Below are 22,209 nucleotides of genomic sequence, written 5' to 3' on the forward strand. Positions count from 1 at the left end.
ATGCCGCGATACAGATCGATCGAAGAAGTGCTTGAGGAAGAGGATGAACTGGGGCTTCTGAACATAAACCTGCGGCCCCGCGCTACCCGATCACCTGAGCGGGAGCGGGATGCCCAGTTGGTCACGGAGGTGAACGCATTCTTTGAACGGCATGGCCGCGTCCCGGATGCGGCGGCGACAGATCATGACGAGATGCGTCTTGGCATGATCTGGAGCCGGCTGGTTGCCAAAGGGGATGCCCCCGATCTGTTGGATGTCGATCGCAATGGTCTTTTGTCTGGCGGACGATTTGAACTGGTGCCCGAACCGTTGGCAGCGGAACACAACTGGCGCGACGATGTGGATAACGACGAAGTGCCTGCTTCTCTTGATGACATCTTTGACGACGAGGAACTCGACGTTTCAGAGGCATTGACCGTGATCCGAAACGTGACCCCGGCGGAGGAACGGCTGGTTCCGGATCACCGGGCCGAGTTCTACCCCTGTCACGATTTTGACCGCTTCCGCGCGATGTTCGAGGGAACCCAGGCCGCGCTGGAGGCCGGCGACCGTGAGGTGCGCCCGATCAATCCGAATGAGGAGGTCAGAGTCGACGAAGGTTCCCTCTTCATTCGAAAGGGCTTGCTGACCTATGTCGCCGAGAAGGCGGAAATGACCGCTCGCGCAGGAAAACGCGATCACAGGCTCCGCATCATCTTCTCAAACGGCACGGAGAGCGATCCGCTCTTGTCGTCCTTCCGAAAGGCGCTCGCAGACGATCCTACCTCCCGCGCAATCCACAGGCACGGCATGGGGGCGTTGGATCCCGATTGGGAGGCAGACCGGATCGATCTGACTGGGACCGTTTACGTGCTTCGGAGCAAGTCGAACGAACCACAAATCGTTGAAGTGCGGAATATACTCCTGAAAATTGGAGTGACGACACAAGAGGTGCGCCGCCGGATTGCCGATGCGCGCAATGATCCGACCTTCTTGCTGGCTCCGGTCGAGGTCGTCGCCACCTATGATCTCGTCAATCTGTCCTGGCGAAAAGTGGAGGGACTCCTGCACCGATTCTTTGATGCTGCCCGTCCGCGAGACCTGTGGATCACGGACCGTTTCGGCCGAAAGGTCTATCCGCGGGAATGGTTCTACGTTTTGCCGGAGCACGTGAGCAGGGCGGTCCAGGCAATCAAGGACGGCACCCTTCACCAGATTGAATACGATCCGGAAACACAATCAATCCGGAAGAAAACCTGAGAGACCTGACAAATTCTTTACACCGACAAGGTGCCACAATGACAATGCGTAATCCCCCGAAAGTAAGGGGCTGAAAAGCAGAATTTTCTCGGCTTGATGCGCGAGGAGATTTCGAATGAAGGCAATCAGATACACGCGCTCATCGGGCAGATGGGTGCGAACCACTTGGAGAGGACAGGTTCACGTTGTCAGGCATTCTGACCTCGTTCCGACAACAGCCCCAGAAGGGCAGGGTTGATATAGAGATTCTCGCGCCCGACCTTCACCTCCTCCAGCAGCCCTTCGGCAACCAGCGCCTTGAGATAGACCGCCGCAGTCTGGCGTTTGGCGACGCCGGCCTCGACCAGATCACCGATCCGGCAATAGGGGTTCACGAAGATCAGCTCGGCCAGTTCGCGGGAATAGACCTTGGGCAGGTTCTGGCGCATTCGCGCGGCGGTCTGCTCCAGCAGGTCGCGGATCGCGTGGATCCTTGCCGTGGTCCAGTGCGCCGTCGCCCTGACCGCCTCCATCATGAACAGCAGCCATTGTTCCCAAGCGTCCTGCGTGGTGACCTCCAGCAGATAGCGGTAATAGAGCGCCTTGTTCTGGATGATGTGTCGGCTGAGATAGAGCACGGGGATATCCAGCAGCCCCTTGTCCACCAGATAGAGCAAATTCAGCACCCGCCCGGTGCGGCCATTGCCATCGACGAAGGGATGGATCGCCTCGAACTGGTAATGCATCACCGCGAGGCGGATCAGCGGATCGATGTCCTCGGCCTCGTGGATATAGCGTTCCCAGTTGGCAAGCTTGGCGCGCAGCAGATCCTCGCCCTCCGGCGGGGTATAGATCACGGCCCCGGTGGCATCGTTCATCAAGGCGGTACCGGGCGTGCTGCGGATGTCGAGCTCGACACCCTTGATAGTGCGGCAGACCTCGACCGCGAGGGCGGTTGACAGCGGGCGTTGCCGCAGCATCCCGAAGCCCCGGTTCAGGGCGGTGCGATAGCGCAATGCTTCCTTGGTCGCCGGGTCGGCCTGACCGCCGGTGTCATTGGCAAAGCGGAACAGCCGGTCGGTGGTGGTGACGATGTTCTCGATCTCGGAACTCGCCTGGGCTTCGAGCAGCGGGATGGAGTTGATCAGCACCGCCTGGTTGGGGATAATCTGGCCAGAAACCCGCAACGCCGCCAGAGCGGCCCGTGCCTCGATGCAGGCTTTCAGCACGGCTTTGGTCTCGATATCCTGTGCCGGCGGCAGGGCAGGGAGGTCGTTGAACGGGCGGTCCGGGCGGAAGGTCATGTCGATCACCTGGTTCCTGATCGACATGACGGTTTGACAAGTCGAAGACATCGACATGTCGGGAATATGTGTCGACATTTGTAGATTGTATCGACATGGACGATCTGATGCAAGTCGTGCGACGGTTGGGTGACGGGCATCCGAGAGAAGGCCAGCGGTGCGCATCAGCCGACAGGGTAGCAAGACAGTTTGCGTGGGGATGTGGCAGTGCAGGTGATAATGGGTTCAGTTGTTGCTGACAAAACAGTATGTTACACTATGCTGCAAGCTTGGGGATCTGACGTTCGACCAATCGCAAGTATCGTTGGTTGCCTGCCCCCGCAACCATCTCAAATTGCACACCGCCCTCCCCAAAGGAGGGCTTTTTGCGTTCCAGAGAGATCGCAAGGATCCCAGCGAGGTCGCCGCGCACCTCGATCTGTAGCTCACCACTCTCCGGGTCCGGCGTCAGAACGATCTCCTTCACCAGAGACCGCAGCACGTCCGTCGCCTCCATTCGCCTGGCCTCGGAATCCTCCTGAAGCGCCGCATAGAGCTCTTCGACCTGGGCGCGGTAGTGATGCGCCATGTTCGGGTGCAGCAGGGGAGGGGGTTCGTCCGCTTCGGCCAGGAACGCCTTCAACTCCTTTTGCCGCCCCTCCAGCTTGACCATCTTTGCATTGAGCATGTCGGCGGCGCCGCCTTTGAGTATAAGGTTCAGCAGGGTCTCCAGTTCCCGGTCGATCTTCTTGATCTCCGCCTTGGCGGCGTCGATCGAGGCCCGGCCTTCCATCCGCAGCCGGTTCATCTCGCGGGTGAACTCGTCGCAGAACTCCTGGAACAGTTCGGGCTGCATCAGGTTGTGGCGCAGTGCATTCAGGACGCGCGCCTCCAGTGCATCCCGCCGGATGTTCATGTTGTTCTGGCAGGTGCCCTTGTTCCGTCTGGTCGAGCAGCCGACCAGTTGGGCGGAGATCATCGAGTAGCCGCCACCGCAGCAGCCGCATTTGGTCAGCCCCGACAGCAGATACTTCGGTCGCCGCCGGTCGCGGAAATGGTTCTCGACCTCGTCGCCGTCATCCCGCCGCTCGTGCTTGACCGACTTCTGACGCTCCTTGACGGCGTTCCAGAGGTCGTCCTCGACGATGCGCAGTTCCGGCGCCTCCTGGATCACCCATTCGGATTCCGGGTTCGGCCGTGCCTGGCGCTTGCCGGTGTCGGGATCCTTGATGAAGCGCTGGCGGTTCCAGACCAGCTTGCCGACATACATCTCGTTGTTGAGGATGCCGTTGCCGCGCTTCTGGTTGCCGTTGATCGTGCTGAACCCCCAGTCCCCGCCGGAGGGTGCCTCCACTCCGTCGTGGTTCAGTTCGACGGCGATCCGCTTCGCCGACTTGCCGGCGGCATAGTCGCGGAAGATGCGGCGGACGACCTCGGCCTGCACCGGGTTGATGGTCCGGTCGCCCCGGACGGCCTCGCCGTTGCCGTCGAACTTCTTCACCACGTCGTAGCCGTAGGAATTGCCGCCGCCGGACTTGCCGGCTTCGACGCGCCCACGCTGACCGCGCCGGGTCTTGTCGGCGAGGTCCTTGAGGAACAGGGCATTCATCGTGCCCTTGAGACCGACATGCAGCTCGCTGATCTCCCCCTCCGAGAGGGTGAACATCTTCACGCCAGCGTAAGTCATCCGCTTGTAGATGCCGGCGATATCCTCCTGGTCGCGGCTGATCCGGTCCAGTGCCTCCGACAGCACCATGTCGAAGCGTCCGCGCGAGGAATCCAGGACCAATGCCTGAATGCCGGGGCGCTGGATCATGTTGGCGCCCGAGATGGAATGGTCGGAATATTCCTCGATCACCTGCCAGCCTTCCTTCTCCGCCCGCAGGCGGCACATGCGGAACTGGTCGGCGATCGAGGCATCGCGCTGCTGGTCGGAAGAATAGCGGGCGTAGACGGCAACCTTCATGACCGGGCTTCCACAAGATTCATGAGCGCGATGCAGGGTGATCCTTCAACTGCTGTTCGTAAAGACCACGCGCTGCCCGACGGGCGAGGACACGGACCAGGGCGAGGAGCCGGGGATCGGGGCCGTCCCGCGAGGCCGCGAGCGTCAGTTCGGGCTTGCCGAACTCCGCCTCCGCCCTGCTGTCGATGTCGGGTTGCTGTGCCATGCCCGTGCCGATCCCAATGACCTTGCAGCAAGTCTATGCAGCAATTCCAAATGGTTACAGAGAAGCGTCGGGCGGCGTTCGGGTGACGATAGAGGGCAGGATCGGGCATTGGCGTAGTCCTGAGCAGCATGGCGTCGCACAAATACTGGTGCGACACTGTGCGAATATGCGGCTCGCCAAGGGATTTGAACATCTGCTCGCACAGCAAGACGTTCCAGCCATGTCCTGTAGGTAGTCTAGCGCAGAGATGGCGTCAGTGGCAATATGCGGACGAGACGGCAGTCGGACTTGGCGGTCTGGCGTAGTGCAAGAAGGGCAATTCTAGAACGGGATCTCGTCGTCCGTAGCGGCATTCGCTATGTTTCGGTCGGCCTCGATCCGCTCGATGAAGGAAAGCGATGCCAATACGCAATCGATGATAAACTGCGCCTCAGAAACAGCAAGAAGGTCGTTGTCATGTGCGAAGGAGCGTTTGTTGCGCGCATCGTTGAGCCCCTCAAAGAGCTTGTGCTGCACGCGCAAGGTCGGCAGTGCGAATTCGCTCACTACACCTTCGGCTCGCACCGCTTTGCCATAAGCACCGAAAATGGCGTGTAGCGGCGTCGATGGATCGACCAATGTACCTCGATCCGCTAGCAGTGCACGGAAGCGCTTTACGCAGTAGGTGTGCATGCGATCGAGCGCCACATCGGGCTTGTTGCCGATCAGGTCGCCAGCGATCGACGCTCGTAGCTTGGGCAAAGTCGTATCGCTCGAGAAGTCCTTGAACGCCTCGTCCAGATTGAGCGATGAGGCGTTCTCCAACTCGTTGGTGAATTGCGCGAGCCACACCTCAAGTCGGCCCTCCTGATCGGAATTGTCTTCCACGAAACCGTCTAGGCTACAGCGATAGTCCCAGAGTGCGCGAAGGACACGAGCAACGAGGCGTGGCTCGGCGACCTCGACAAAACCCCTCAGCGTCTTGCCTTTGCTATCGCCCTCGATCTGATAACGTCTGTCAAAAATATTGAAATCGAAGGTCTCTTCAAACCATTCACTCATAGCCCGATCAGAGAAATTCAGAACGTAACCACCACCACTGTGAAATATTTGGTCGAATGTAATTCTATGGTGAGACGTCAGCCGTCGCGTTCGCCCGAGTATTTTCGGCGGTTTGATAGGAGCTGGAGCGGTGGGTTGCATCATTGCTCAAGATAGTCCGAAGGATACGGGTCGCGCAACTTTGAGAAGGCACAGTAGCTGCTCAGGTATCTGCGCGCGGCCATCGTAGCTTTCCACGTCCGACCCGCAAGCTCTCCACCAGCCTAGTGTCGCCCGGCAAGCGCCCTGAAAAGAGGCTGGGCTTGGGGTCGACCGCCGACTTCGCAAAGGGCGCGACCCGCTGGTAGTCGGGGGTTGCGAGCCAAGTCCGTCCATCCCCCTCATTTGTAACAATCCGGTAGAGGCCTGCGGGCGGAGCCGTCGCGGTGTCGAGCAGGCGCTTGTAGCGTTCCACAGACCATTTCTGGATGCCGCCGCTGAGGGCTTCCGTGCGGAAGCGTGCCCAAAGCGCGGCGGTGTCCGGCGTGGGCCAGTTGCCGGCATCAGTGTAGGCCGTGATTTCGTCGGATTCGAGCCAGGCCCGCATTTCTGCCGGCGTGACGAAAATCGGCCTGGTGTCCTCAATGGCCGCAATTGCCGCACGCCGCGACGGAAGACCCGCGCGGATCAGCATTGCCATCATGAACTGCGGGACGCCGGTTTCCACCGCTGCCGCCGCACTGCCCGCAATCGCGTCCGGCGACCAGCCGAGCGACATGCGGCGGGTGCGGACAGCTTCCAGCGCCCAGACCAGACGATAGGTGAAGGCCTCTTCGACCGCCCTCATGTTCTGCGGCCCGATCTGCGAGACGTCTTCGCCAGAGATCCATGCACGCAGGATGGCTTTCCAATTGACGGGCAGAGCGTTCCGCCTGTCCGGAATGAAAGGCCGCATGAACAGCAGGCGTTCGCCCAGACCTCCGAGAGCGTCGGCGAGTTCGCCAACCTCGCCGCTCAACGCGGCATCGTCGGCCCTGTCGAGCAGTTCGGCCAACTCATCAGCCATGGCGTCGACCGAGAGGCCCGCCTCGAGCCCTACGCCCATTGCGAAATGTCCGCGCCGCGCCTGCGCCGAGGTCGTCTTCCAGATGAGGTCAGCGCGCGCTTCAAATACCTTCATGTGCAGAGGGGCGACGTCCTCGTCCTCGCGGGCGATTTGACGCGCCCAGAGCGATCCCCGGAGGGCTTCGTCCAGCAGCCTTGGGAGATCGGTGCGATCAGCATCCAACGCCTCGATCAGGCCGAACACGGTTGCATCGAGGCGTTCGACAAGCTGCGACAGCGGCTCTTCGTCGATGGTTTCCTCCTTGTCCTCCTCGGCGCCTTCATCATCACCGTCGCCGTTGGCCTCATATTCGACGGCGGCCGCAAGGCGCGCGGCTACTGCAGCCTCTTCGTCAGGCGATCTCCAGGCCTCTCTGGCGTTGGCGAGATATTCCCAGGCGTCGTCACGATCGAGTACGCCTTCACGCGACAGGCGTTCGAGAATCTCGGCAACGATCTGAATGAGGCCACTCTTCAGGGTTCGTGCCTTGGCGGATGCGACCAGAGACCTCCATTCCCTCTTCCGCCAATCGGTCTTGTCGAACATGACATGGACGATCAGGCCCTCGACGTCGACAAAAGCGCGCCCGGCGCGCCCCGCGACGTTCGCGAATTCCTCACCCTTGATCTTCTCTCCGGCCCGATAGAGCGCCGGCACGAGCAGGACGGCGGCGTTCAGGTTGAGCCCTTGGGAGAGCGTCGGCGAAGCGACGATGACTTTCAGCACACCTTCGGACAGGAGGATTTCCAGTTCGCGCAGGAATGGGCTCGGCAGGCGGCCATGGTGAATGGCGACCCCGACCTTCAGGCTGGCGACGGCCGGATGGTCCTCGCCCAACCATTCCTTGCCGACCTCCAATGCGCGTGCGATCGGCGCCTCATCCTCCAGCAGGCTTTCGAGATAGCCGCGCTTGCAGAGATCAACGACCTGCTTGCCGTAGCTCTCGACCCAGTTGGCCTGGGTGGAGAAGATCAGGGTGCGCTTGCCTTGGCCCGCGAACTCCCATGCCGCGAACAGGGTGAGATGCGAATTCTTGCGCGGATAGGGATTTTTCTCCCTGCCGCGCGCAGGCTTCTCTTCGACGAACTTGTCGAGGAAGGGGCCACCATCATCGAGATCGAGCCGAAGCAGCGCGTCCTTGCCTCGCCAAGTCAGGGCGCCGAACCGTTGGCGCGTCGGTCGCCAGTCGGATCGCACCGGCTCGCCGGGTTCATCGGAGCGAATCCAGGCAGTGAGATCATCCAACTCGTCGCCGCTGGGCAGGATGGCGGAGAGGCAGACGATCCGGCGTTCGGCCGAGTCCGCGCGTCGTAGCAGGCGCTGCACCAGCGTCTCGTAGCGGATCTCGCGCTCGCTGGGTCCGATCATGTGGCCTTCATCGAGAACGATCAGGCCGACGTCATCGATCAGGGAAGGATCGCTCCGAAGCGCGAAGTCGAGCTTCTCGGGTGTGGCGATGATGATCTCTCGGCTGCGCAGGGCATCCTCATCGCCAGCAGAAAGTCCGCTGGCGCCGTAAAGAGAGGAGACGCTGAACCCGAGCGGGGCGAAGGTTCTCCGGAAAGAGCGTTCGGTTTGCGCCGATAAGGCGCGCAGGGGTGTGACGATCAGAACCCGGCGCGCTGACGATAGCGTCATCAAAGCTGCGATTTCGGCCACTCGTGTCTTGCCCGCGCTGGTCGGCAGGGCCACGACCAGATCGTCCGTCACGTCGGTGGATCGCCGGGCGGCCTCGCGCTGCGAGGGCCATAGCTCCACTTCGGAGGTTTTGCGGGCATAGAGCGAACCGATGAACAGCCGCCGGAGGTTGGGATATTCATCCTCTGTTCCCGCGGGCGGTTCCGTTGGCAGGTTTCGGTGCAGCGAATGCTGCCAAAGATCGTCGATCAGATGGCGGCAGAGGTTCGAGATCCACCACAACGGGACGTTTTCGGCATTGTCGGCCAGGCTGACAGCGGTAGCCAGCAGATCTCGCGCAGCTTCGACGGGCTCGTCTTCACCTGTCTCCAAGGCGAAGTCGAAGAAGGCGAGAGCCCGGCAGATCGTCGTGTTGAGGATTGTGGAGAGAACCTCATCGATATCGGGGTCCTCGCCGCCAAGCGCTTCGGCGACCTGCCCGTCACCGTGGGTCTCGTCGCCAAGCCAGTCGCGGACGAAACCGCGCAATTGATCGAGATCGCGCAGGATGAGGTGACGGATTGCGGTTTCGCCGGCGGTGGTGTTGATGTCCTCAGCCGTCTCGTTGAAAAGCGAATAGGCGACTGCGGAGTAACCGGCGAGGTGATAGGCAGCGGCGGCTATGGTGCGGCGAAAACCGCGCTCGGGTGCCTCGGGATCGCCATTGCGCACCAGCGCCTCGAAAGCGTTGGCGGCGCGCTCGAACGCCTTGTTGGTCAGGTCTGAGGCGCCGGTTTGCGCGCGTAGCGCCATAGCACCGCGAAGCAGCGCAAAGCCATGTTCGGCAAGGTCGGTTTCAATGGTCGCGCCCAACTGCGGCGCATTCGCGGGCAACACGCCGGCTTCCCTCATCAGCGACCAGGCCGCGCCGCGATAAAGCAATCGGCCGAGAATGCCGTCGGCGGTCGCAGCGGTAAGAAAGGTGGTCAGCTCGTCAGGTGTCTCCAAGGTCTTGTGCCCCTTGGTACATGGCCGCGATGAAGTCCTGATGGTCTTCGACGTGGATGTTTACGACGTAGTGATCGCGATTGGTTCCGGCGGTGTCGAGGTCTTCCTTCAGTGAGGCATGGGGGCCGTTGCCCGACACGGTGAAGAGCATGTGGTCGATACGATCGGCGCGTAGTGCCTTCAGGCCCACCTCGTCGCGGAGGTCACGACCCAGTGCGTTTTCTTCAGGATCGGTGCTCTCCAAAAGGCGGTTGGCGACGAACAGCAGCGAGTCCGGCGTGCAGCGGCCATGGTCGCGGTTGAGTACCTTGCGGGCGCTCGTGACTGTGGCTTTGCCGAGTGTCTTGTTGCTCTTTGCCTCGCCCTTCAGAAGCCAGAGCTTCTCTCCTTTGCCGTCGTAGCCAGCGCCGATGAAGTCGTCGCCGCGCATTGCCATGTTACGGCCATCCTTGTAGCGTAGCCGTCGCACAGGTACGCGCAGGCCGATCTCTTCCTCGACCAGCTCCGTCGCGAGAATTTCGCCGAGGTCTCCGGAGCGCCCCTTGGCCGTCTGCGGCATCGACTCGCTGAGGATCGTGGCGGCGACCTTGTATCCGAGGCGTTTCACATCCTCGGCGATAAGCTCGAGCCGGCCATAGTGGGAGCGGATGGTCTCGACGAGATCGCCGGCGATCTCGCTGCGACCGCCGTCCTTTTCAACATAGGTCCAATAGCGCTTGCGCTTGTCCTTTTCTTTGGTGGACTCGCACCACCGCTCATAGAGCCCCATGCTTCCTCACTCTCTTACTTCGTCGCGCGGTTCACTTGTTCAGCGATACCTGCGCACCTCTCGATCAGCGCCTCGAAGGGCTCGGCGCTCTCAAGCAGCAGCCCGTCCTCGACCATCCGCTCATAGTCCGAGGCCAATGCCGCGCGCGCTTCGCCGCGCGGGACGAGTTGCAGCTTTCCGGCGACGGCTAGGCCATAGTCGACAGCCGTACCATCCGCCGCCTTCTCCGAGAAGAACATGCTCTTGTGCTGTGCAACCGCGTCGGCGAGATCGCGGTCGGCTGCGGCGGCAGTGACGATCCCGGCGTCGTCCAACCGGACAACATCATGCCAATGGCGTGCGAACCGTTCCCCGCGAAGCCGCTCCTGCAGGCAGAAGACATGGATCGCTGTCGCCTTTTCCCAGAAGGTGCGCTCAGTGTGCATCACGCGCGGCGAGGCCGTCGGGAAGGTCACGCCTTCAACCAAGCCCGCCGCATCGCAGGCCACATCACGCGGGCTGGCCGGCTCGCCGGTCGAGCGGGCGCCGAACTCCAGCAGGACGCTGGGCGCGACATAGCCGGACCCGGTCGAGGTCGCCTCATAGTCGATGAAGAGCTTCTCGCCCTCCACCCGTGTCGTGGCGGAAACGCCCTGCGCTCGAATGGCGTCGATGAGCAGCGGCTGCACCGTCCCCGAAACCCATTCCGGCAGGCGCTGGCGCACCACCTTCGACCAGCGCTTTTCTTCGCTGCGTGTTGCGGGCAGGGCCTCGCCATCGTTCCCGACCAGATCGGGCGCGATCGCCCGGATGTCGTAGGTCAGATCGACATCCTCCGAGAAGCGGTGGATGATGCCATAGGCCTTTGAAAGCGATGTTCCTCCCTTGAAGACGAGGTGGGTGCCCAGTTCGGAGCCGAAGAGGGTCTGCATCGCCCAGACGACCCACACATCCTTTTCGAGCAGGTGGGCGGGCCGTCCCGAGCGATCAGCGGCCACCCCGAGCGCATCGCGGCGGTCCTTGGCCGACAGGGAAAGAAAAGCTTCAGCCATGGGCTGCCCTGCCGACGCTTCGGGCAAGCCAGGTCGGGAACTGCGGCGCTGCCGCAACCAGTTCCCCGAAGGCTGTAGGCGGCAGCTTGCGTTTCAGGGCCATGAGCGCCGCTTCCGCGTTCTCCGGCCCGAGCCAGGCCAGGGCACGGACGGCCTGACCCGCGGGACGATCAGCCAGGGCAAGCTGCCAGCGCGGGGCATGCCGCAATTCCACCAGTTGCTTGCCCAGGGTCATCGTGCGGCTGCGGCCCGAAGTCAGATAGACGGAGCGAACCGGCACCTGTGTCGTGAGGCCCAATGTATTCGCCGCCGCCGCACCGTTCGGCACGATGACTTCGCCGCGCTGCACCGCCAGCGCCTCGACTGCCTGTTCCACCGAGGGCGTGCGCGTGCCGAAGCGGCTGGTCACCGGACGCAAATAGACACCGCGCCCGGCCCGGATCAGTTGCCCGCGCTCGGCAAGACGCGACAGGGCCTGATCCACCCCGGCGCGGCTGCCGAGATGGAGCAGGCTCTTCGCTGCCAGCGGCGTTCCCTCGGGAAGCCGCTCGGCATGCGCCAGTATCTGTTCGGTCAGACGTTGCATGGCAAATCTCCTGTCAGAAACATATGCAGTTTTCTGACAGTTTTCAATGTGGAGAGTCCGACAGAGGGAAAGGGGTCCGGCTTGGAGTAGAAGGCGCGTGTGACGATGTCGAACGGTACTTATCGCGTGCGAGCCGACAGATGGATTATGGGGAAAGGTCTTCCCCCTGGCCGGCACTGCGTTGCCGGCGCACCCCCTTCTGCGGGGGAGACCCCCGCAGCGCCCCCTGAGAGTGAGAGTACGGACGGGTTTGCCGTGACGGGTTGAGGGCTGGAGGAGAGGCTTCCGGCGCCCGTCGCGGAGCAATCTCGATGGCCAGATACGACCGCAGCGCGCCTGCCGGCGCCGATCGCACCAATCTCTATGACGACATCACCAACAAGATCATCGCCGAACTGGAGCAAGGCCGGCTTCCCTGGGTCCAGCCCTGGGGTAAGTCCCCCGACACCGCGCCGCTCGGCCTGCCGAAAAACGCCTCGACCGGCCGAACCTATTCCGGCATCAATATCCTTATCCTCTGGGGCGCCGTCATTCAGCACGGCTTCCCCGGCCAGGGCTGGCTGACCTTCCGCCAGGCGCTGTCGCTCGGCGGCAATGTCCGCAAGGGCGAGCGCGGCACCACCGTCGTCTATGCCGACCGCTTCACCCCCGAGGACGAAAAGCGCCGCGCTCGCGAGACCGGCGAGGAACCAGGGAAGATCCCCTTCCTGAAACGCTTCACCGTGTTCAATGCCGCGCAATGCGAGGGATTGCCCGAGGAGCTTATGGCCGCTGCGCCACCGCCGCCGCCCGGTCTGATCGCGCCGCAGGTTGAGGCGCTGATCCGGGCGACCGGCATCGACTTCCGCATCGGCGGCGACCGCGCCTACTATGTCCCGTCGCAGGATTTCGTGATGGTGCCTCCGCCGCAAGCCTACTTTGAGCCGATCAACTGGCATCGTACAGCCTTGCACGAAATCGGTCACGCCAGCGGCCATCACAGCCGCCTCAACCGGGATCTGACCGGATCCTTCGGCTCGAAGCTCTATTCGGTCGAAGAAATCACAGCCGAACTGATCGCGGCCTTTTGCTGCGCCTCGCTCGGTATCGTGCCGACCGTGCGCCATGCCGACTATATCGGTTCCTGGCTGGAATGCCTTCGCGAGGACAATCGCGCCATCGTCCGCGCCGCAAGCCAGGCCAGCAAGGCGGCCGACTGGCTGCTCGGCTTCCTGCCGGATACCGGCGAAGGCTTTGAGGCCAGCGCGCCCGTCGCAGCCGAAATCGACAGGAGGGTGGCATGATCCTCCTGACCCCCGCGTTGCGCGCGCAACTCCTCGCCAACGGACGCAACCGCGATGCCGATCATGTGCCGGTGGTGAAATTCTTCAATCCCTTCGGCCTCGGCACCTGGCTCGCCACCGAACTGGACGAAGACGGCGACATCCTGTTCGGCCTGGCCGACCTCGGCTCTCCCGAGCTTGGCAGCTTCTCGCTGGAGGAGCTGTCGTCGCTTCGCCTCCCCTTCGGCATGGGCATCGAGCGCGACATTCTCTTCACCGGCGATTTCCCGATCTCGGTCTGGGCGGACGCCGCGCGCGCGACCGGCAGCATTCACGCGGCCGAGCGCATCCTCTATCGCGCGGCCCCTACGGCCCCTGCGGCGCGGGAGGGCGCGTGATGCGCTTTCGTCGCTGGCACCGGCCCGAGCCCTACCGGGACACCTCGCGCAAGCGCCTGGCGTTCCTCAGAAAGCAGCGTCTCGACCGCGAGGCGCTGCCGCTCTTCGCCGATCAGATCGCCGCCGGACAGCATGGCGTCGAGGAGGAAATGGCCCGCCGCGCTGTCTCGTGGGGCGAGGCCGAGCGGGAGCGTCGCCGGATGCGGGCGGCCTCCTGGCGCAAGGCGCGTGCGCGCCTGTTTGCGCTGCCCGAGGCGCTGCGGCGCAGAGTGCGCGAGATCTGGCGGGACTGTCCCTATCCCGGCGATCCGGCCTGTTTTGCCGATCTGCTCCACCAGATCGAGGTCGGCCGTGTCGATCCCTATCGGCCGCCCTGGATATTCCATCCCGAAGTAACGGCGCGGATCACCCCCGATCTGTCGCGCTTCGACGCCGCCTTCCGCCAGATCGGTCACCGCAAGATCGGCGGCGGGCCGAAGGCCACGGAAGCCGACGAGTTCCTGTTCTGCGGCAATCTCGGCTCGGGCCTTCTGTTCCTGCGCTCGTGCGTCCGCCTGATCGATCCCCATGAGAGCTTCTATACCTCATCGGGTCATCGGTTGCGCGACTCCAAGGTCGGCAGCGGCGGGCATTACGTCGAGATCGAGGTGACGGGCGATTGCCCGGACAGGGATCTCGCCACCATCGAGAGGCTCGCCCAGGCAGCCGACACGCGCCCGGTCGTCGTCTCGCGCATCGCCCGTCCCTTGCGTGCGCCGACGGGGGGCGAGCCATGAGCTGCCGTTCCGCCCAGCCATAATGGCGGCCCGCCGCTCGACGATCCCGGTCCTGATGAGACCGACGCGCCCTGAGGGGGCGTCGGCTCTCCGGTTTCAGGGTATTTCCGGCTCCACGCTTTTCCGGCCTACCGGCGCTGCCCTCCAGAGTTGGAGGGCGGCGCTTGCCGCGTGACGGGTTGGAGGCCGGGAGAAAGGCTCGCGGACGCCCGTCCTGGAGTGATGACCATGACCACGACGCAAGCGCGGACGTTCCTGAAAATATTCCTCGTCTGCTACGGCTCCGAAAACGAGTCCTGGGTTTGCGACGGCGAGGACCGCGACCATGCGGTCGAGCAGTTCGAGAACGCCCGGATGGATGGCGAGATCAACGAGGTCTACGAATGCGTGCCCGCCCTGAACCGCTATTTCGTGCGCCAGCGCCGCGCCATGTGGGTCAGCTTCGTCCAGGAGATCGACGCCGAGAGCGCCGAGGCTGCGCTCGATGCCTTCCACGATGCGTTCGATCCGCAGCATTCCTTCGTGGAAGGCGCGCTCCCGCACGCCGAACCCGGCCCGGCATCGGTTTTCGAGCGGCGTGACTATCCGACGGCTCAGGAGGTCGCCGAGGCCGACTGACGAGACCGGCTGACGAAACCCGCTGACCAGGGCCGGATTTCCTGTTGCACGGCTTTCCGGCTTTCCGGCGCGATGGCGCTGCCCTTTGAGAGTCAGAGGGCGGCGCTTCGCGTCGTGACGGGTTGGAGGTCGAGAGAGAGGCTCCCGGCCGCCCGTCGCGGAGATACCACGATGGCCAAAGCAGCCAAAAAGAAGCCCGCCGTTCCGATGATCGTCTTCTCGCGGGCGCGCGACATTCCGTTCAATCGCATCCGGCTGTCGGACAGCAATGTCCGCGAGACCGACGTCGAGGCGGGTCTGGACGAGCTCACCCATGACATCGACCGGCGCGAGGATCTCGTGCAGGGCCTCAATGTCCGCGCCATCCTCGACGCGGACGGCGCTGAGACCGGCGATTTCGAGACCCCGGCCGGCGGCCGCCGCTACAGGTCCATCGCCCGGCTGGTCGAGGCTGGCCGCTTCCCGGCCGACGGGCTCGTGCCCTGCATCGTCAAGAAGGCCGATGCCAGGACCTCGGCCGTGGACGACTCGCTGGCGGAGAACCTGCTGCGCCTCGCCCTGCACCCGCTCGACCAGTTCAAGGCGTTCAAGCGGATGTTCGACATGGGCATGTCGAAGGAGGAGATCGCCGACGCCTGGCGGACCACACCGCGCTACATCATGCAGCGCCTGCGTCTGGCGATGGTCGCGCCGGCCCTGCACGATGCCTATGCGCGCAGCGAGATGACGCTGGCGATGCTGGAAGCCTTCACCGTCAACCCCGACCACGAGCGCCAGCAGCAGGTCTGGGAACGGATCAGCACCTCGTGGCAAAAGGAACCCTGGCAGATCCGGAGCCTGCTGACCGAGACCACGGTCCCGGCCGCCGACAAGCGTGCGCGCTTCATCGGCGTTGATGCCTATGAGGCGGCGGGCGGCCCGGTGCTGCGCGATCTCTTCTCGGACGAGAACGGCGGCTGGCTGCAGGATGTCACGCTTCTCGACCGGCTGGTCGACGAGAAGCTGCGCAGCGTCGCCGACGAGATCGCCGGTCAGGGCTGGAAATGGATCGATGCCGCGGTCGAGCTGCCCTACGGCCATGCCAACGGGTTGCGCAGGCTGGTCGGCGTGATGCAGGAGCTGACCGACGAGGAGCGCGCCACCCGCGAGGCGCTGCGCGACGAGTATGACAAACTCGACGCGAAATATGCCGAAGGCGAAGACCTGTCCGATGAGGACGATCGGCGGTTTGCGGAAATCGAGGCCGAGCTGGAAGCCTTCGAGGACCGGCCCGTCACCTTCGCGCCGGACGATATCGCCCGCGCCGGTGTCTTCGTCAGCATCGGTCGCGACGGCGAGGTCATCGTCAGCACCGGCTATGTCCGTCCCGAGGACGAAGAGCCCGAGACCGTCGAGGGCGAGGATGATGCCGACGAAGGGGCGGAACCCTCCGATCCCGATGCCGTGCAGCGCGCGGTCATCACCGTCGGCGGCGAGCCGGTCCCGGAGGGCGAGGAGGAGGAGGATACCGTCAAGCCGCTGCCCGAGCGCCTGGTGATCGACCTCACCGCCTGGCGGACCTTGGCGCTGCGCAATGCGCTTGCCGAGAATCCGCAGGTTGCGATGACCGCGCTCCTGCACAAGCTGGTTCTCGACACGTTCGAGCGCACCGCCAGCTCGGGAACCAGCCTTCATGCCGCGGTGCGTCACATCTACCTCCCCACGGATGCGACCGGGCTCGCGGACAGTCCTGCCGCGAAGATGATCGACGAGCGTTCTGAGGACTGGCGCGGCGACATTCCCTTCGGCGATGACGACCGGCTGTGGGACTGGATCGATGGCCTCGACAATGGCAGCCGCATGGCGCTGCTCGCCCATTGCGTCAGCTTCGGCGTCAACGCGCTCTACGAGCGGCCCAACGCCTATTCGGGCAATGGCATCTCGCAGGAGGGTCTGGACCGTCGCATGGCCGAGGCCGACCGTCTGACCCGGGCCACCGGCCTCGATCTCGTCGAGGCGGGCTGGAGGCCCACGGCGCAGAACTACTTCAGCCGTGTCACCAAGGCCCGCATCATCGAGGCGGTGCGCGAGGGTGCCGGTGATCGCGACGCCGATCTCATGGCGCATTTGCCGAAGGGGGAGATGGCGAAGGAAGCCGAACGCCTGATGGCCCATACCGGCTGGCTGCCCGAGCCGCTGCGTCCCCCGATGGACGCAGAGGCCGCGGATGGCGCGACCGGGGAAGACGGAGACGGCATGGCACTGCCGGACTTCCTCGCCGGGGACGACGAGGAGGCGGCCGAGACCGCCGACGATCCGGTGCCCCTCGTCGCCGCCGAATGACCACTAGCAGCGGGGCGGCGTCCGTCGCCCCGCGTTCCATTCCCTTCCACCTCAAGGCCCGGCGTTGCGCCGGGCCGTTTTCGTTTCAGGAGACCAGACCATGACCGCCTGCCTCATCCATGATGTCGTTCCACTTGGCTCCCTCGTGGAATATTCCGATGGCACGCCGCAGCCTCCGGCGCGCTTCACCCGGAAGCTTGCGGCCTGGAAACAGAGCAACGGGCGCGGTCGCCTCGTCGAGAAACAGCCGCCTCAGGTGCGCCCGAACTATACGTTTCCGCCATCCTTCACCCTGCATGTCGGAGATTTCGGCGAGCGCGGCACCATCGTGCTCACCATCCGGCGGACCTTCAACCTCGACAGTGCCTTGCGCTTTCGCGTCATCGAACGCCCGCGGGCCGGTCAGGCCCGCGTTGTTCAGGATAGTCGCGGGGGCATCGAACTGCTGCATCTTGCCGAGGATCGTGCTGCCGCCGAAGCCTGGCTCGCGACATCAGGCTACAGCCGCGGCCGCATCGAGGAGGTTACGGCGCAGGACGCCACGACGGAGGAAATCGGAGCGGCTGCCGCCGGGGGCGACACCGCCTGACCGATCCGCACTCGCCGATCCACCGGCCCGCTGTCGAAAGACGGCGGGCCTTTTCAATTCAGGAGACAGGGAACATGACCCGTCCATCCGACACGCAGGCCGCACCAGGCCACCCCGTTCCGCAAACGGTCCATGTCGCGATCTACGAACATCGGCACGGAACCGACGTGCGGGTTTTCCGCGACAGGGACCAGGCCCTGAACTGGCGCTCGCATCTTGCGCAGACCTGGTGGGACACTGAATCCCGTGACGATCCTTCCCCCGATAGCGAGATCGGCGAGGAATATTTCGCGCGGATGCAGGACCACGGCGACGAGTTCTTCTCGATCACCGCATGTCCTGTCGAGGCCGACGCTCTCGGTTCAGCCGGCCCGTCGCGGGACACATCACCATCCGACAACGGGGATGCACCATGATGACGGTCGATGAAATCTTCGCCGAGGATCTTCGCAATCCGCCTCCCGAGCGGTCTCTGCCCTGGCAGGAAACCCGCGACGGCATCACGGTCGTCGTGGAGCCGAAGCCGCATTGGGCCGTAGACATGCGCGTCTTCCGTCTCGGTTCCCGTGACTACTGCCGCTATGCCGACTGGCTCGCGGAGGGTGACCGGACGCGCTTTTACGGCCATATCGACACATCGGGCGACGATCTGATGATGAAGGCCCGCGCGATGATCGCCCGCGAGATCGCCGATGGGTACTGGGGCTGAACAGCGCCAGTCTGGCCACAGGGCCGTGGCGATGGGGGCTGTCGCCCGTGCGGGTCCAATTCCAGCTTCACCATGATCTCCGTCATCATCATGGCAAACCGCATGGCTGCCTTCCCCGGCCCGAGGGAACACATGAATCCGATGCCAGCATGACGGCAAGGCTGGCACGGCGAGGCATCTGCGACGGGTATCCGGCACCTGTCAGAGGCAAAGCCCCATCCCCCGCTTCCATTCGCAAACCTTGGTCCGATCCGTCTCTTTGTATTCAACCCCAGGGGGTCGGCTACGCGCGCGTGCCGCCCTCGGGGATTCGGAAAGAGTCCGAACGCCCGAGGGTGATTGCAGATCCGGTCGGACGCTTCGGGCGCCTGTCGCGCGGGGGATGGTCCTCCGCCTCTCAAGACAGGAGCCGGAACCCATGTCCTATGCAGATGCCACCGCCTTCGCCGCCAGCCTCGCCGCCACGCTGATGGTCGAGGTCATCGTGTTCCAGGCCGGGGACGGCACCCATGCCGCTTGCCCCGCCGCCGAGTTCGACGGCGACGACGACATGGTGAAGCTGGAGCTGGATCCCTTCGGATGAGGCGCGAAAGCGCCTCACCCCCGGCGGGCCGGATGGCGCTCTCGCGCCTCCCGGCCCGCGTCTCACCCGATATCGGCGATATCGGGACCGTCGCTACGCGATGCCTCTTTCCTTGAGAAACGCCGGAAACTGCCGGAGACCGGCAGCCATTCCGGCGTTGTCCGGCCAGATCATGTGGCAATAGTGCGCCAGCATCCATCGTGAGCATCGGCCTGCAATTCGCGGGCGCGCACGCCCTGGCGATCTCAGGCGATCTTCAGATCCTCGGCGGATTTACCCGCCGCCAGCCAGTCGTTGAACCATGCCGGTTTGCGTCCCATGCCGCTCCATGTCAGCGATGGATTTTCAGGATGGCGATAGCGCGCCGAAGAAACCCTTTTGCCTTTGACAGGGGCGTCGACCAGTTCGGCGAAACTATAGCCAAGTTCCCTGGCCAGCGCCTCGACCTTGGCCCGTGCCTTGGACTTCTCGCGCTCGGTAAAGGAAGTGATCTCCCTTTCGACATCCTTTTGAAGCGCTTTCAGCTCCTTCAGCGAGAGTTCTCCCAGTTCGATATGCGTCATCCTGTCCTCACCGTTGCTGTGCAAGGGACAGTAAAAGCTCATAAACAGGCGCGCAACAAAGCAATGCGGCAGGAATTACTACTGCTTCAGCCTGAATTTGCGTTTCACGGCGGCCTTCGAAAACGGCCGTCGCCGCAAGGACTGCGCGAGAGGGAGAGGGAGGGGGCGTTGCCGTGACGGGTTGAGGACCGGAGAGAGAGGCTCCCCGGCGCCCGTCATGGAGTGATCCCGATGACCATTGCCCGACCCGACGCCTTCCGCCCCATCGGCCAGATTCTGGCCATCGATGTGCTGCCCGCGCTTCGCCGGGCGCCAAAACTGCCCCTGCGCATCTCCTGCCTCGGTATCGCCAGCTATGGCCCCGGTGGCGATGCCGAGAGTTTCGACCGCATGATCCCGCTCGGGGAATGTTCCTCACCAGAAGAGGCCCTGCGCTTCGCGGCCCTGTGCCTGTCGCGGGGCGACATCGGAACGGGGTCGGGGAGCTTCCCCTGTTTCCAGCCGCGCATCCTGCTCATTCAGGACCACGAAAAGGGCCTCGTCCTCGCCGGGGAAATCCGCGCCGGGATTGTCCTCTGGCAGCCCCCTGTCGGATCGGATGCCGAGGCCCGGCAGGTCGTGACCGAGGCCAGCCGGCTGCGCGGCATGGCCCTCCGGACCGCCGATCCCGCCGAGGCCCGCAGGCTGCAATACCGCGCCGCCGTTCTGGAGGCCCGGCTGGTCGATCCGTTCTGGCGCGACATCGCTGCCGACCTGCTGCGTCTGCCGCAGGCGGCGTGAATCGTCGCCTTTCCCTTCATCCTCGCCCGGCCTCGCGCCGGGCTTTGTCGTTTCAGGAGCCTGTCATGGCCAACTACTTCACCCATTTTTCCTGCCTGCTCGATGTCGGCAGTCCGGAAAACGCCGCCCGCGCGCTGGATCTCTACAACGCGCTGTCCGAGGAGAATGCGGCGGAGGACCCGCCGTCCGAGAGTTTCCTGCTCTCGATCCAGCCCGAGCATGGCGGCACCCAGCTCTGGATCCGCGACGATGAGACCGGCGATCCCGAGCATGTCATCCAGTTCGTCAAACGCTGTGCGACCGCGTTCGGCCTCACCGGATTATGGGGTTTTCAGTATGCCACGACCTGTTCTTCAGCCAAGGTGAACGCTTTTGGCGGCGGGGCGCATGCCCTCGATCTCGCCACCGGCAAGACCGTGGACTGGATCTACAGCGGCAGTTGGCTGGAGATCGTTCTGGCAGGGGGTGATCCCGATGCCTGAAGTCATCGAAACCACGGTCTATCGCCTTGAGGAATTGTCCGAGGCCGGCAAAGACAAGGCCCGCGCCTGGTATCGCGATAGTGGCTTTGACTACGACTGGTATGATGCGGTCTATGAGGATTTCCAGCGCATTGCGGAAATCCTCGGCATCGACTTCAAGACCCACAGCATTCGCCTCATGGGCGGCGGATCGCGGCAGGAGCCGCGCATCTTCTTCACGGGCTTCTGGTCGCAAGGGGATGGCGCGTCGTTCGAATGCCACTATGCCTATCGGAAGAACGCTCCGGTCGAGATTAGGTCCCATGCGCCGCTGGACAAGACCCTGCACGGCATCGCCGATGCCCTGCAGGCCGTTCAGCGGCGCAATTTCTACCAGCTTCGCGCCGAAGCAACGCATCGCGGTCACTACTATCACGAATATTGCATGGCGATATCCGTCACCCGCGACAGCCCGACCTGGCAGGACATGACCGCCGATGCCGAGGAGACGATCATCGAGGCGATGCGCGATCTCGCGCGTTGGCTCTATCGGCAGTTGGAGCGGGAATACGACTACCTGTCCTCGGACGAGGCGGTGGATGAGACGATCATCGCCAATGACTACACCTTCACCGAAGCGGGAAAGCGGTTCGGCTGAAACCCGGCTTTCCGGATTTACAGAACCGATCGCAGATCCGTCTGCGCGAAGTCGTCGCCGACAAAGAGCAGCGGACAGCCGCGCTCGGCGGCGACTTCATAGGCGAAGCAGTCGCCGTAATTGAGGCCGGCGGGATGGATGCCCTTGCCCCAGCGGGCATAGGCCTCCGCGATCCTGCGCGCCGAGGCTTCCGTGACGGTGATGATTTCGAAGCCCAGCCCCTCGACCAGCGCGGTGATCTCTTCGCCGACATTGCGGCGTCCGGCGACGATCAGCACCTCGGCCACCGTTCCGGCCGAGATCAAGAGCCCGTCCGCCGCCTCGATCGCCGCCATGCAGGCTTCGGCCTGAGGCTCGTCCAGCACGATCGCCATCAGCGCCGAGGTATCGACGGCGATCACACTGGCATCCCGTCATCGCCGTAGAGGAAATCCTGGCTGCGCGCGGCACCGGCGCCGGGCAGCGCCTTGCCCCGCGCCTTGGCCCGGACACGCTCCATCAGCGCGCGCCGGCCTTTTGGGCTGGCCGCCACGACAACCGGCACGAGGCGGACGACCTCGTGGCCCCGCCGGGTCAGGATCACCTCGTCGCCGGCTTCCGCCCGCTTCACCAGTTCGGTGAGCTGCCCCTTGGCCTCGGTCACAGAAACCCTCATCGCCTATCGCTCCAGATGCCATCTGCG

At 63.8% G+C, this 22,209-nt stretch carries 24 protein-coding genes; 13 read left to right on the plus strand and 11 right to left on the minus strand.

Going from position 1 to position 22,209, the window contains the following annotated elements:
• Positions 1-1,239 carry a GIY-YIG nuclease family protein gene (locus tag ACDP63_RS03875; protein WP_347268305.1) on the plus strand — a complete coding sequence of 413 codons (1,239 nt, stop codon included), beginning with the start codon at positions 1-3 and terminating at the stop codon, positions 1,237-1,239.
• 188 nt (positions 1,240-1,427) lie between these two features.
• On the opposite strand, the gene fic is transcribed toward ACDP63_RS03875, so the two are convergent.
• The 8 genes from fic to ACDP63_RS03915 all read right to left on the minus strand — a co-directional run bounded on the left by fic (position 1,428) and on the right by ACDP63_RS03915 (position 11,808).
• Positions 1,428-2,549, minus strand: coding sequence for a protein adenylyltransferase Fic (gene fic, locus ACDP63_RS03880; RefSeq protein ID WP_347268304.1), 1,122 nt, complete (start codon positions 2,547-2,549; stop codon positions 1,428-1,430).
• 229 nt (positions 2,550-2,778) lie between these two features.
• Positions 2,779-4,467 carry a recombinase family protein gene (locus tag ACDP63_RS03885; protein WP_409927714.1) on the minus strand — a complete coding sequence of 563 codons (1,689 nt, stop codon included), beginning with the start codon at positions 4,465-4,467 and terminating at the stop codon, positions 2,779-2,781.
• Positions 4,468-4,486: 19 nt separating this feature from the next.
• Entirely contained in the window at positions 4,487-4,672 is a 186-nt protein-coding gene (locus ACDP63_RS03890; protein WP_409927715.1) for a hypothetical protein, read from the minus strand.
• A 321-nt stretch (positions 4,673-4,993) separates the two neighbouring features.
• Positions 4,994-5,713 carry a hypothetical protein gene (locus tag ACDP63_RS03895; RefSeq protein WP_409927716.1) on the minus strand — a complete coding sequence of 240 codons (720 nt, stop codon included), beginning with the start codon at positions 5,711-5,713 and terminating at the stop codon, positions 4,994-4,996.
• 202 nt (positions 5,714-5,915) lie between these two features.
• Positions 5,916-9,422 carry a DEAD/DEAH box helicase gene (locus tag ACDP63_RS03900; protein ID WP_409927717.1) on the minus strand — a complete coding sequence of 1,169 codons (3,507 nt, stop codon included), beginning with the start codon at positions 9,420-9,422 and terminating at the stop codon, positions 5,916-5,918.
• Positions 9,409-10,191: a DUF1837 domain-containing protein gene (locus ACDP63_RS03905; protein ID WP_409927718.1), complete on the minus strand. Its 783-nt coding sequence runs from the start codon at positions 10,189-10,191 to the stop codon at positions 9,409-9,411. Before ACDP63_RS03905 ends, ACDP63_RS03900 begins: the two co-directional genes overlap by 14 nt.
• A gap of 14 nt (positions 10,192-10,205) precedes the next feature.
• Entirely contained in the window at positions 10,206-11,222 is a 1,017-nt protein-coding gene (locus tag ACDP63_RS03910) for a nucleotidyl transferase AbiEii/AbiGii toxin family protein (protein ID WP_409927719.1), read from the minus strand.
• Entirely contained in the window at positions 11,215-11,808 is a 594-nt protein-coding gene (locus tag ACDP63_RS03915) for a DUF6088 family protein (protein WP_409927720.1), read from the minus strand. Before ACDP63_RS03915 ends, ACDP63_RS03910 begins: the two co-directional genes overlap by 8 nt.
• A gap of 311 nt (positions 11,809-12,119) precedes the next feature.
• On the opposite strand from ACDP63_RS03915, the gene ACDP63_RS03920 reads away from it, so the two are divergent.
• The 9 genes from ACDP63_RS03920 (at position 12,120) to ACDP63_RS03960 (ending at position 19,065) form a co-directional block, all read left to right on the plus strand.
• Positions 12,120-13,091 carry an ArdC family protein gene (locus tag ACDP63_RS03920; RefSeq protein WP_409927721.1) on the plus strand — a complete coding sequence of 324 codons (972 nt, stop codon included), beginning with the start codon at positions 12,120-12,122 and terminating at the stop codon, positions 13,089-13,091.
• Positions 13,088-13,468: a DUF2958 domain-containing protein gene (locus ACDP63_RS03925; RefSeq protein ID WP_409927722.1), complete on the plus strand. Its 381-nt coding sequence runs from the start codon at positions 13,088-13,090 to the stop codon at positions 13,466-13,468. Before ACDP63_RS03920 ends, ACDP63_RS03925 begins: the two co-directional genes overlap by 4 nt.
• Positions 13,468-14,244, plus strand: a complete 777-nt coding sequence (locus ACDP63_RS03930) for a hypothetical protein (protein WP_409927723.1) — start codon at positions 13,468-13,470, stop codon at positions 14,242-14,244. The genes ACDP63_RS03925 and ACDP63_RS03930 overlap by 1 nt, the downstream gene beginning before the upstream one ends.
• Before the next feature lie 222 nt (positions 14,245-14,466).
• Positions 14,467-14,862, plus strand: coding sequence for a hypothetical protein (locus tag ACDP63_RS03935; protein ID WP_409927724.1), 396 nt, complete (start codon positions 14,467-14,469; stop codon positions 14,860-14,862).
• A 171-nt stretch (positions 14,863-15,033) separates the two neighbouring features.
• Positions 15,034-17,184, plus strand: coding sequence for a ParB/RepB/Spo0J family partition protein (locus tag ACDP63_RS03940; RefSeq protein ID WP_409927725.1), 2,151 nt, complete (start codon positions 15,034-15,036; stop codon positions 17,182-17,184).
• A 100-nt stretch (positions 17,185-17,284) separates the two neighbouring features.
• Complete coding sequence (locus ACDP63_RS03945) at positions 17,285-17,773, plus strand: hypothetical protein (protein WP_409927726.1); 489 nt, start codon at positions 17,285-17,287, stop codon at positions 17,771-17,773.
• A gap of 74 nt (positions 17,774-17,847) precedes the next feature.
• Complete coding sequence (locus ACDP63_RS03950; protein WP_409927727.1) at positions 17,848-18,189, plus strand: hypothetical protein; 342 nt, start codon at positions 17,848-17,850, stop codon at positions 18,187-18,189.
• Positions 18,186-18,482 carry a hypothetical protein gene (locus tag ACDP63_RS03955; RefSeq protein WP_409927728.1) on the plus strand — a complete coding sequence of 99 codons (297 nt, stop codon included), beginning with the start codon at positions 18,186-18,188 and terminating at the stop codon, positions 18,480-18,482. The genes ACDP63_RS03950 and ACDP63_RS03955 overlap by 4 nt, the downstream gene beginning before the upstream one ends.
• 418 nt (positions 18,483-18,900) lie before the next feature.
• Positions 18,901-19,065, plus strand: a complete 165-nt coding sequence (locus ACDP63_RS03960) for a hypothetical protein (RefSeq protein WP_409927729.1) — start codon at positions 18,901-18,903, stop codon at positions 19,063-19,065.
• 245 nt (positions 19,066-19,310) lie between these two features.
• Here ACDP63_RS03960 and ACDP63_RS03965 read toward each other — a convergent pair whose 3' ends face one another.
• A complete protein-coding gene (locus ACDP63_RS03965; protein ID WP_409927730.1) occupies positions 19,311-19,628 on the minus strand; it encodes an H-NS family nucleoid-associated regulatory protein in 318 nt (105 codons plus the stop codon).
• A gap of 231 nt (positions 19,629-19,859) precedes the next feature.
• Between ACDP63_RS03965 and ACDP63_RS03970 the strand changes: the two genes are divergently transcribed.
• The 3 genes from ACDP63_RS03970 to ACDP63_RS03980 all read left to right on the plus strand — a co-directional run bounded on the left by ACDP63_RS03970 (position 19,860) and on the right by ACDP63_RS03980 (position 21,527).
• A complete protein-coding gene (locus tag ACDP63_RS03970; RefSeq protein WP_409927731.1) occupies positions 19,860-20,408 on the plus strand; it encodes a hypothetical protein in 549 nt (182 codons plus the stop codon).
• A 65-nt stretch (positions 20,409-20,473) separates the two neighbouring features.
• Positions 20,474-20,890, plus strand: coding sequence for a hypothetical protein (locus ACDP63_RS03975; protein ID WP_409927732.1), 417 nt, complete (start codon positions 20,474-20,476; stop codon positions 20,888-20,890).
• A complete protein-coding gene (locus ACDP63_RS03980; protein WP_409927733.1) occupies positions 20,883-21,527 on the plus strand; it encodes an antitoxin of toxin-antitoxin stability system in 645 nt (214 codons plus the stop codon). Before ACDP63_RS03975 ends, ACDP63_RS03980 begins: the two co-directional genes overlap by 8 nt.
• Positions 21,528-21,544: 17 nt before the next feature.
• Here ACDP63_RS03980 and ACDP63_RS03985 read toward each other — a convergent pair whose 3' ends face one another.
• The gene (locus tag ACDP63_RS03985; protein WP_409927734.1) at positions 21,545-21,928 is read right to left on the minus strand and encodes a type II toxin-antitoxin system VapC family toxin; all 384 of its coding nucleotides are present in this window, start codon (positions 21,926-21,928) and stop codon (positions 21,545-21,547) included.
• A complete protein-coding gene (locus ACDP63_RS03990; protein WP_409927735.1) occupies positions 21,925-22,182 on the minus strand; it encodes a type II toxin-antitoxin system Phd/YefM family antitoxin in 258 nt (85 codons plus the stop codon). Before ACDP63_RS03990 ends, ACDP63_RS03985 begins: the two co-directional genes overlap by 4 nt.
• Positions 22,183-22,209: the final 27 nt, after the last annotated feature.

Origin of the sequence: Paracoccus sp. P2 (genome assembly GCF_046335115.1) — a bacterium.
GTDB classification, from domain to species: domain Bacteria; phylum Pseudomonadota; class Alphaproteobacteria; order Rhodobacterales; family Rhodobacteraceae; genus Paracoccus; species Paracoccus pantotrophus.

Coding starts and splice junctions, on each gene's coding strand:
- ACDP63_RS03910 (WP_409927719.1), bottom strand. CDS start 11,222: ATGGCTGAAGCTTTTCTTTCCCTGTCGGCCAAGGACCGCCGCGATGCG.
- ACDP63_RS03965 (WP_409927730.1), bottom strand. CDS start 19,628: ATGACGCATATCGAACTGGGAGAACTCTCGCTGAAGGAGCTGAAAGCG.
- ACDP63_RS03950 (WP_409927727.1), top strand. CDS start 17,848: ATGACCCGTCCATCCGACACGCAGGCCGCACCAGGCCACCCCGTTCCG.
- ACDP63_RS03990 (WP_409927735.1), bottom strand. CDS start 22,182: ATGAGGGTTTCTGTGACCGAGGCCAAGGGGCAGCTCACCGAACTGGTG.
- fic (WP_347268304.1), bottom strand. CDS start 2,549: ATGTCGATCAGGAACCAGGTGATCGACATGACCTTCCGCCCGGACCGC.
- ACDP63_RS03930 (WP_409927723.1), top strand. CDS start 13,468: ATGCGCTTTCGTCGCTGGCACCGGCCCGAGCCCTACCGGGACACCTCG.
- ACDP63_RS03970 (WP_409927731.1), top strand. CDS start 19,860: ATGACCATTGCCCGACCCGACGCCTTCCGCCCCATCGGCCAGATTCTG.
- ACDP63_RS03980 (WP_409927733.1), top strand. CDS start 20,883: ATGCCTGAAGTCATCGAAACCACGGTCTATCGCCTTGAGGAATTGTCC.
- ACDP63_RS03925 (WP_409927722.1), top strand. CDS start 13,088: ATGATCCTCCTGACCCCCGCGTTGCGCGCGCAACTCCTCGCCAACGGA.
- ACDP63_RS03895 (WP_409927716.1), bottom strand. CDS start 5,713: ATGAGTGAATGGTTTGAAGAGACCTTCGATTTCAATATTTTTGACAGA.
- ACDP63_RS03975 (WP_409927732.1), top strand. CDS start 20,474: ATGGCCAACTACTTCACCCATTTTTCCTGCCTGCTCGATGTCGGCAGT.
- ACDP63_RS03905 (WP_409927718.1), bottom strand. CDS start 10,191: ATGGGGCTCTATGAGCGGTGGTGCGAGTCCACCAAAGAAAAGGACAAG.
- ACDP63_RS03890 (WP_409927715.1), bottom strand. CDS start 4,672: ATGGCACAGCAACCCGACATCGACAGCAGGGCGGAGGCGGAGTTCGGC.
- ACDP63_RS03940 (WP_409927725.1), top strand. CDS start 15,034: ATGGCCAAAGCAGCCAAAAAGAAGCCCGCCGTTCCGATGATCGTCTTC.
- ACDP63_RS03920 (WP_409927721.1), top strand. CDS start 12,120: ATGGCCAGATACGACCGCAGCGCGCCTGCCGGCGCCGATCGCACCAAT.
- ACDP63_RS03935 (WP_409927724.1), top strand. CDS start 14,467: ATGACCATGACCACGACGCAAGCGCGGACGTTCCTGAAAATATTCCTC.
- ACDP63_RS03960 (WP_409927729.1), top strand. CDS start 18,901: ATGTCCTATGCAGATGCCACCGCCTTCGCCGCCAGCCTCGCCGCCACG.
- ACDP63_RS03955 (WP_409927728.1), top strand. CDS start 18,186: ATGATGACGGTCGATGAAATCTTCGCCGAGGATCTTCGCAATCCGCCT.
- ACDP63_RS03875 (WP_347268305.1), top strand. CDS start 1: ATGCCGCGATACAGATCGATCGAAGAAGTGCTTGAGGAAGAGGATGAA.
- ACDP63_RS03915 (WP_409927720.1), bottom strand. CDS start 11,808: ATGCAACGTCTGACCGAACAGATACTGGCGCATGCCGAGCGGCTTCCC.
- ACDP63_RS03885 (WP_409927714.1), bottom strand. CDS start 4,467: ATGAAGGTTGCCGTCTACGCCCGCTATTCTTCCGACCAGCAGCGCGAT.
- ACDP63_RS03945 (WP_409927726.1), top strand. CDS start 17,285: ATGACCGCCTGCCTCATCCATGATGTCGTTCCACTTGGCTCCCTCGTG.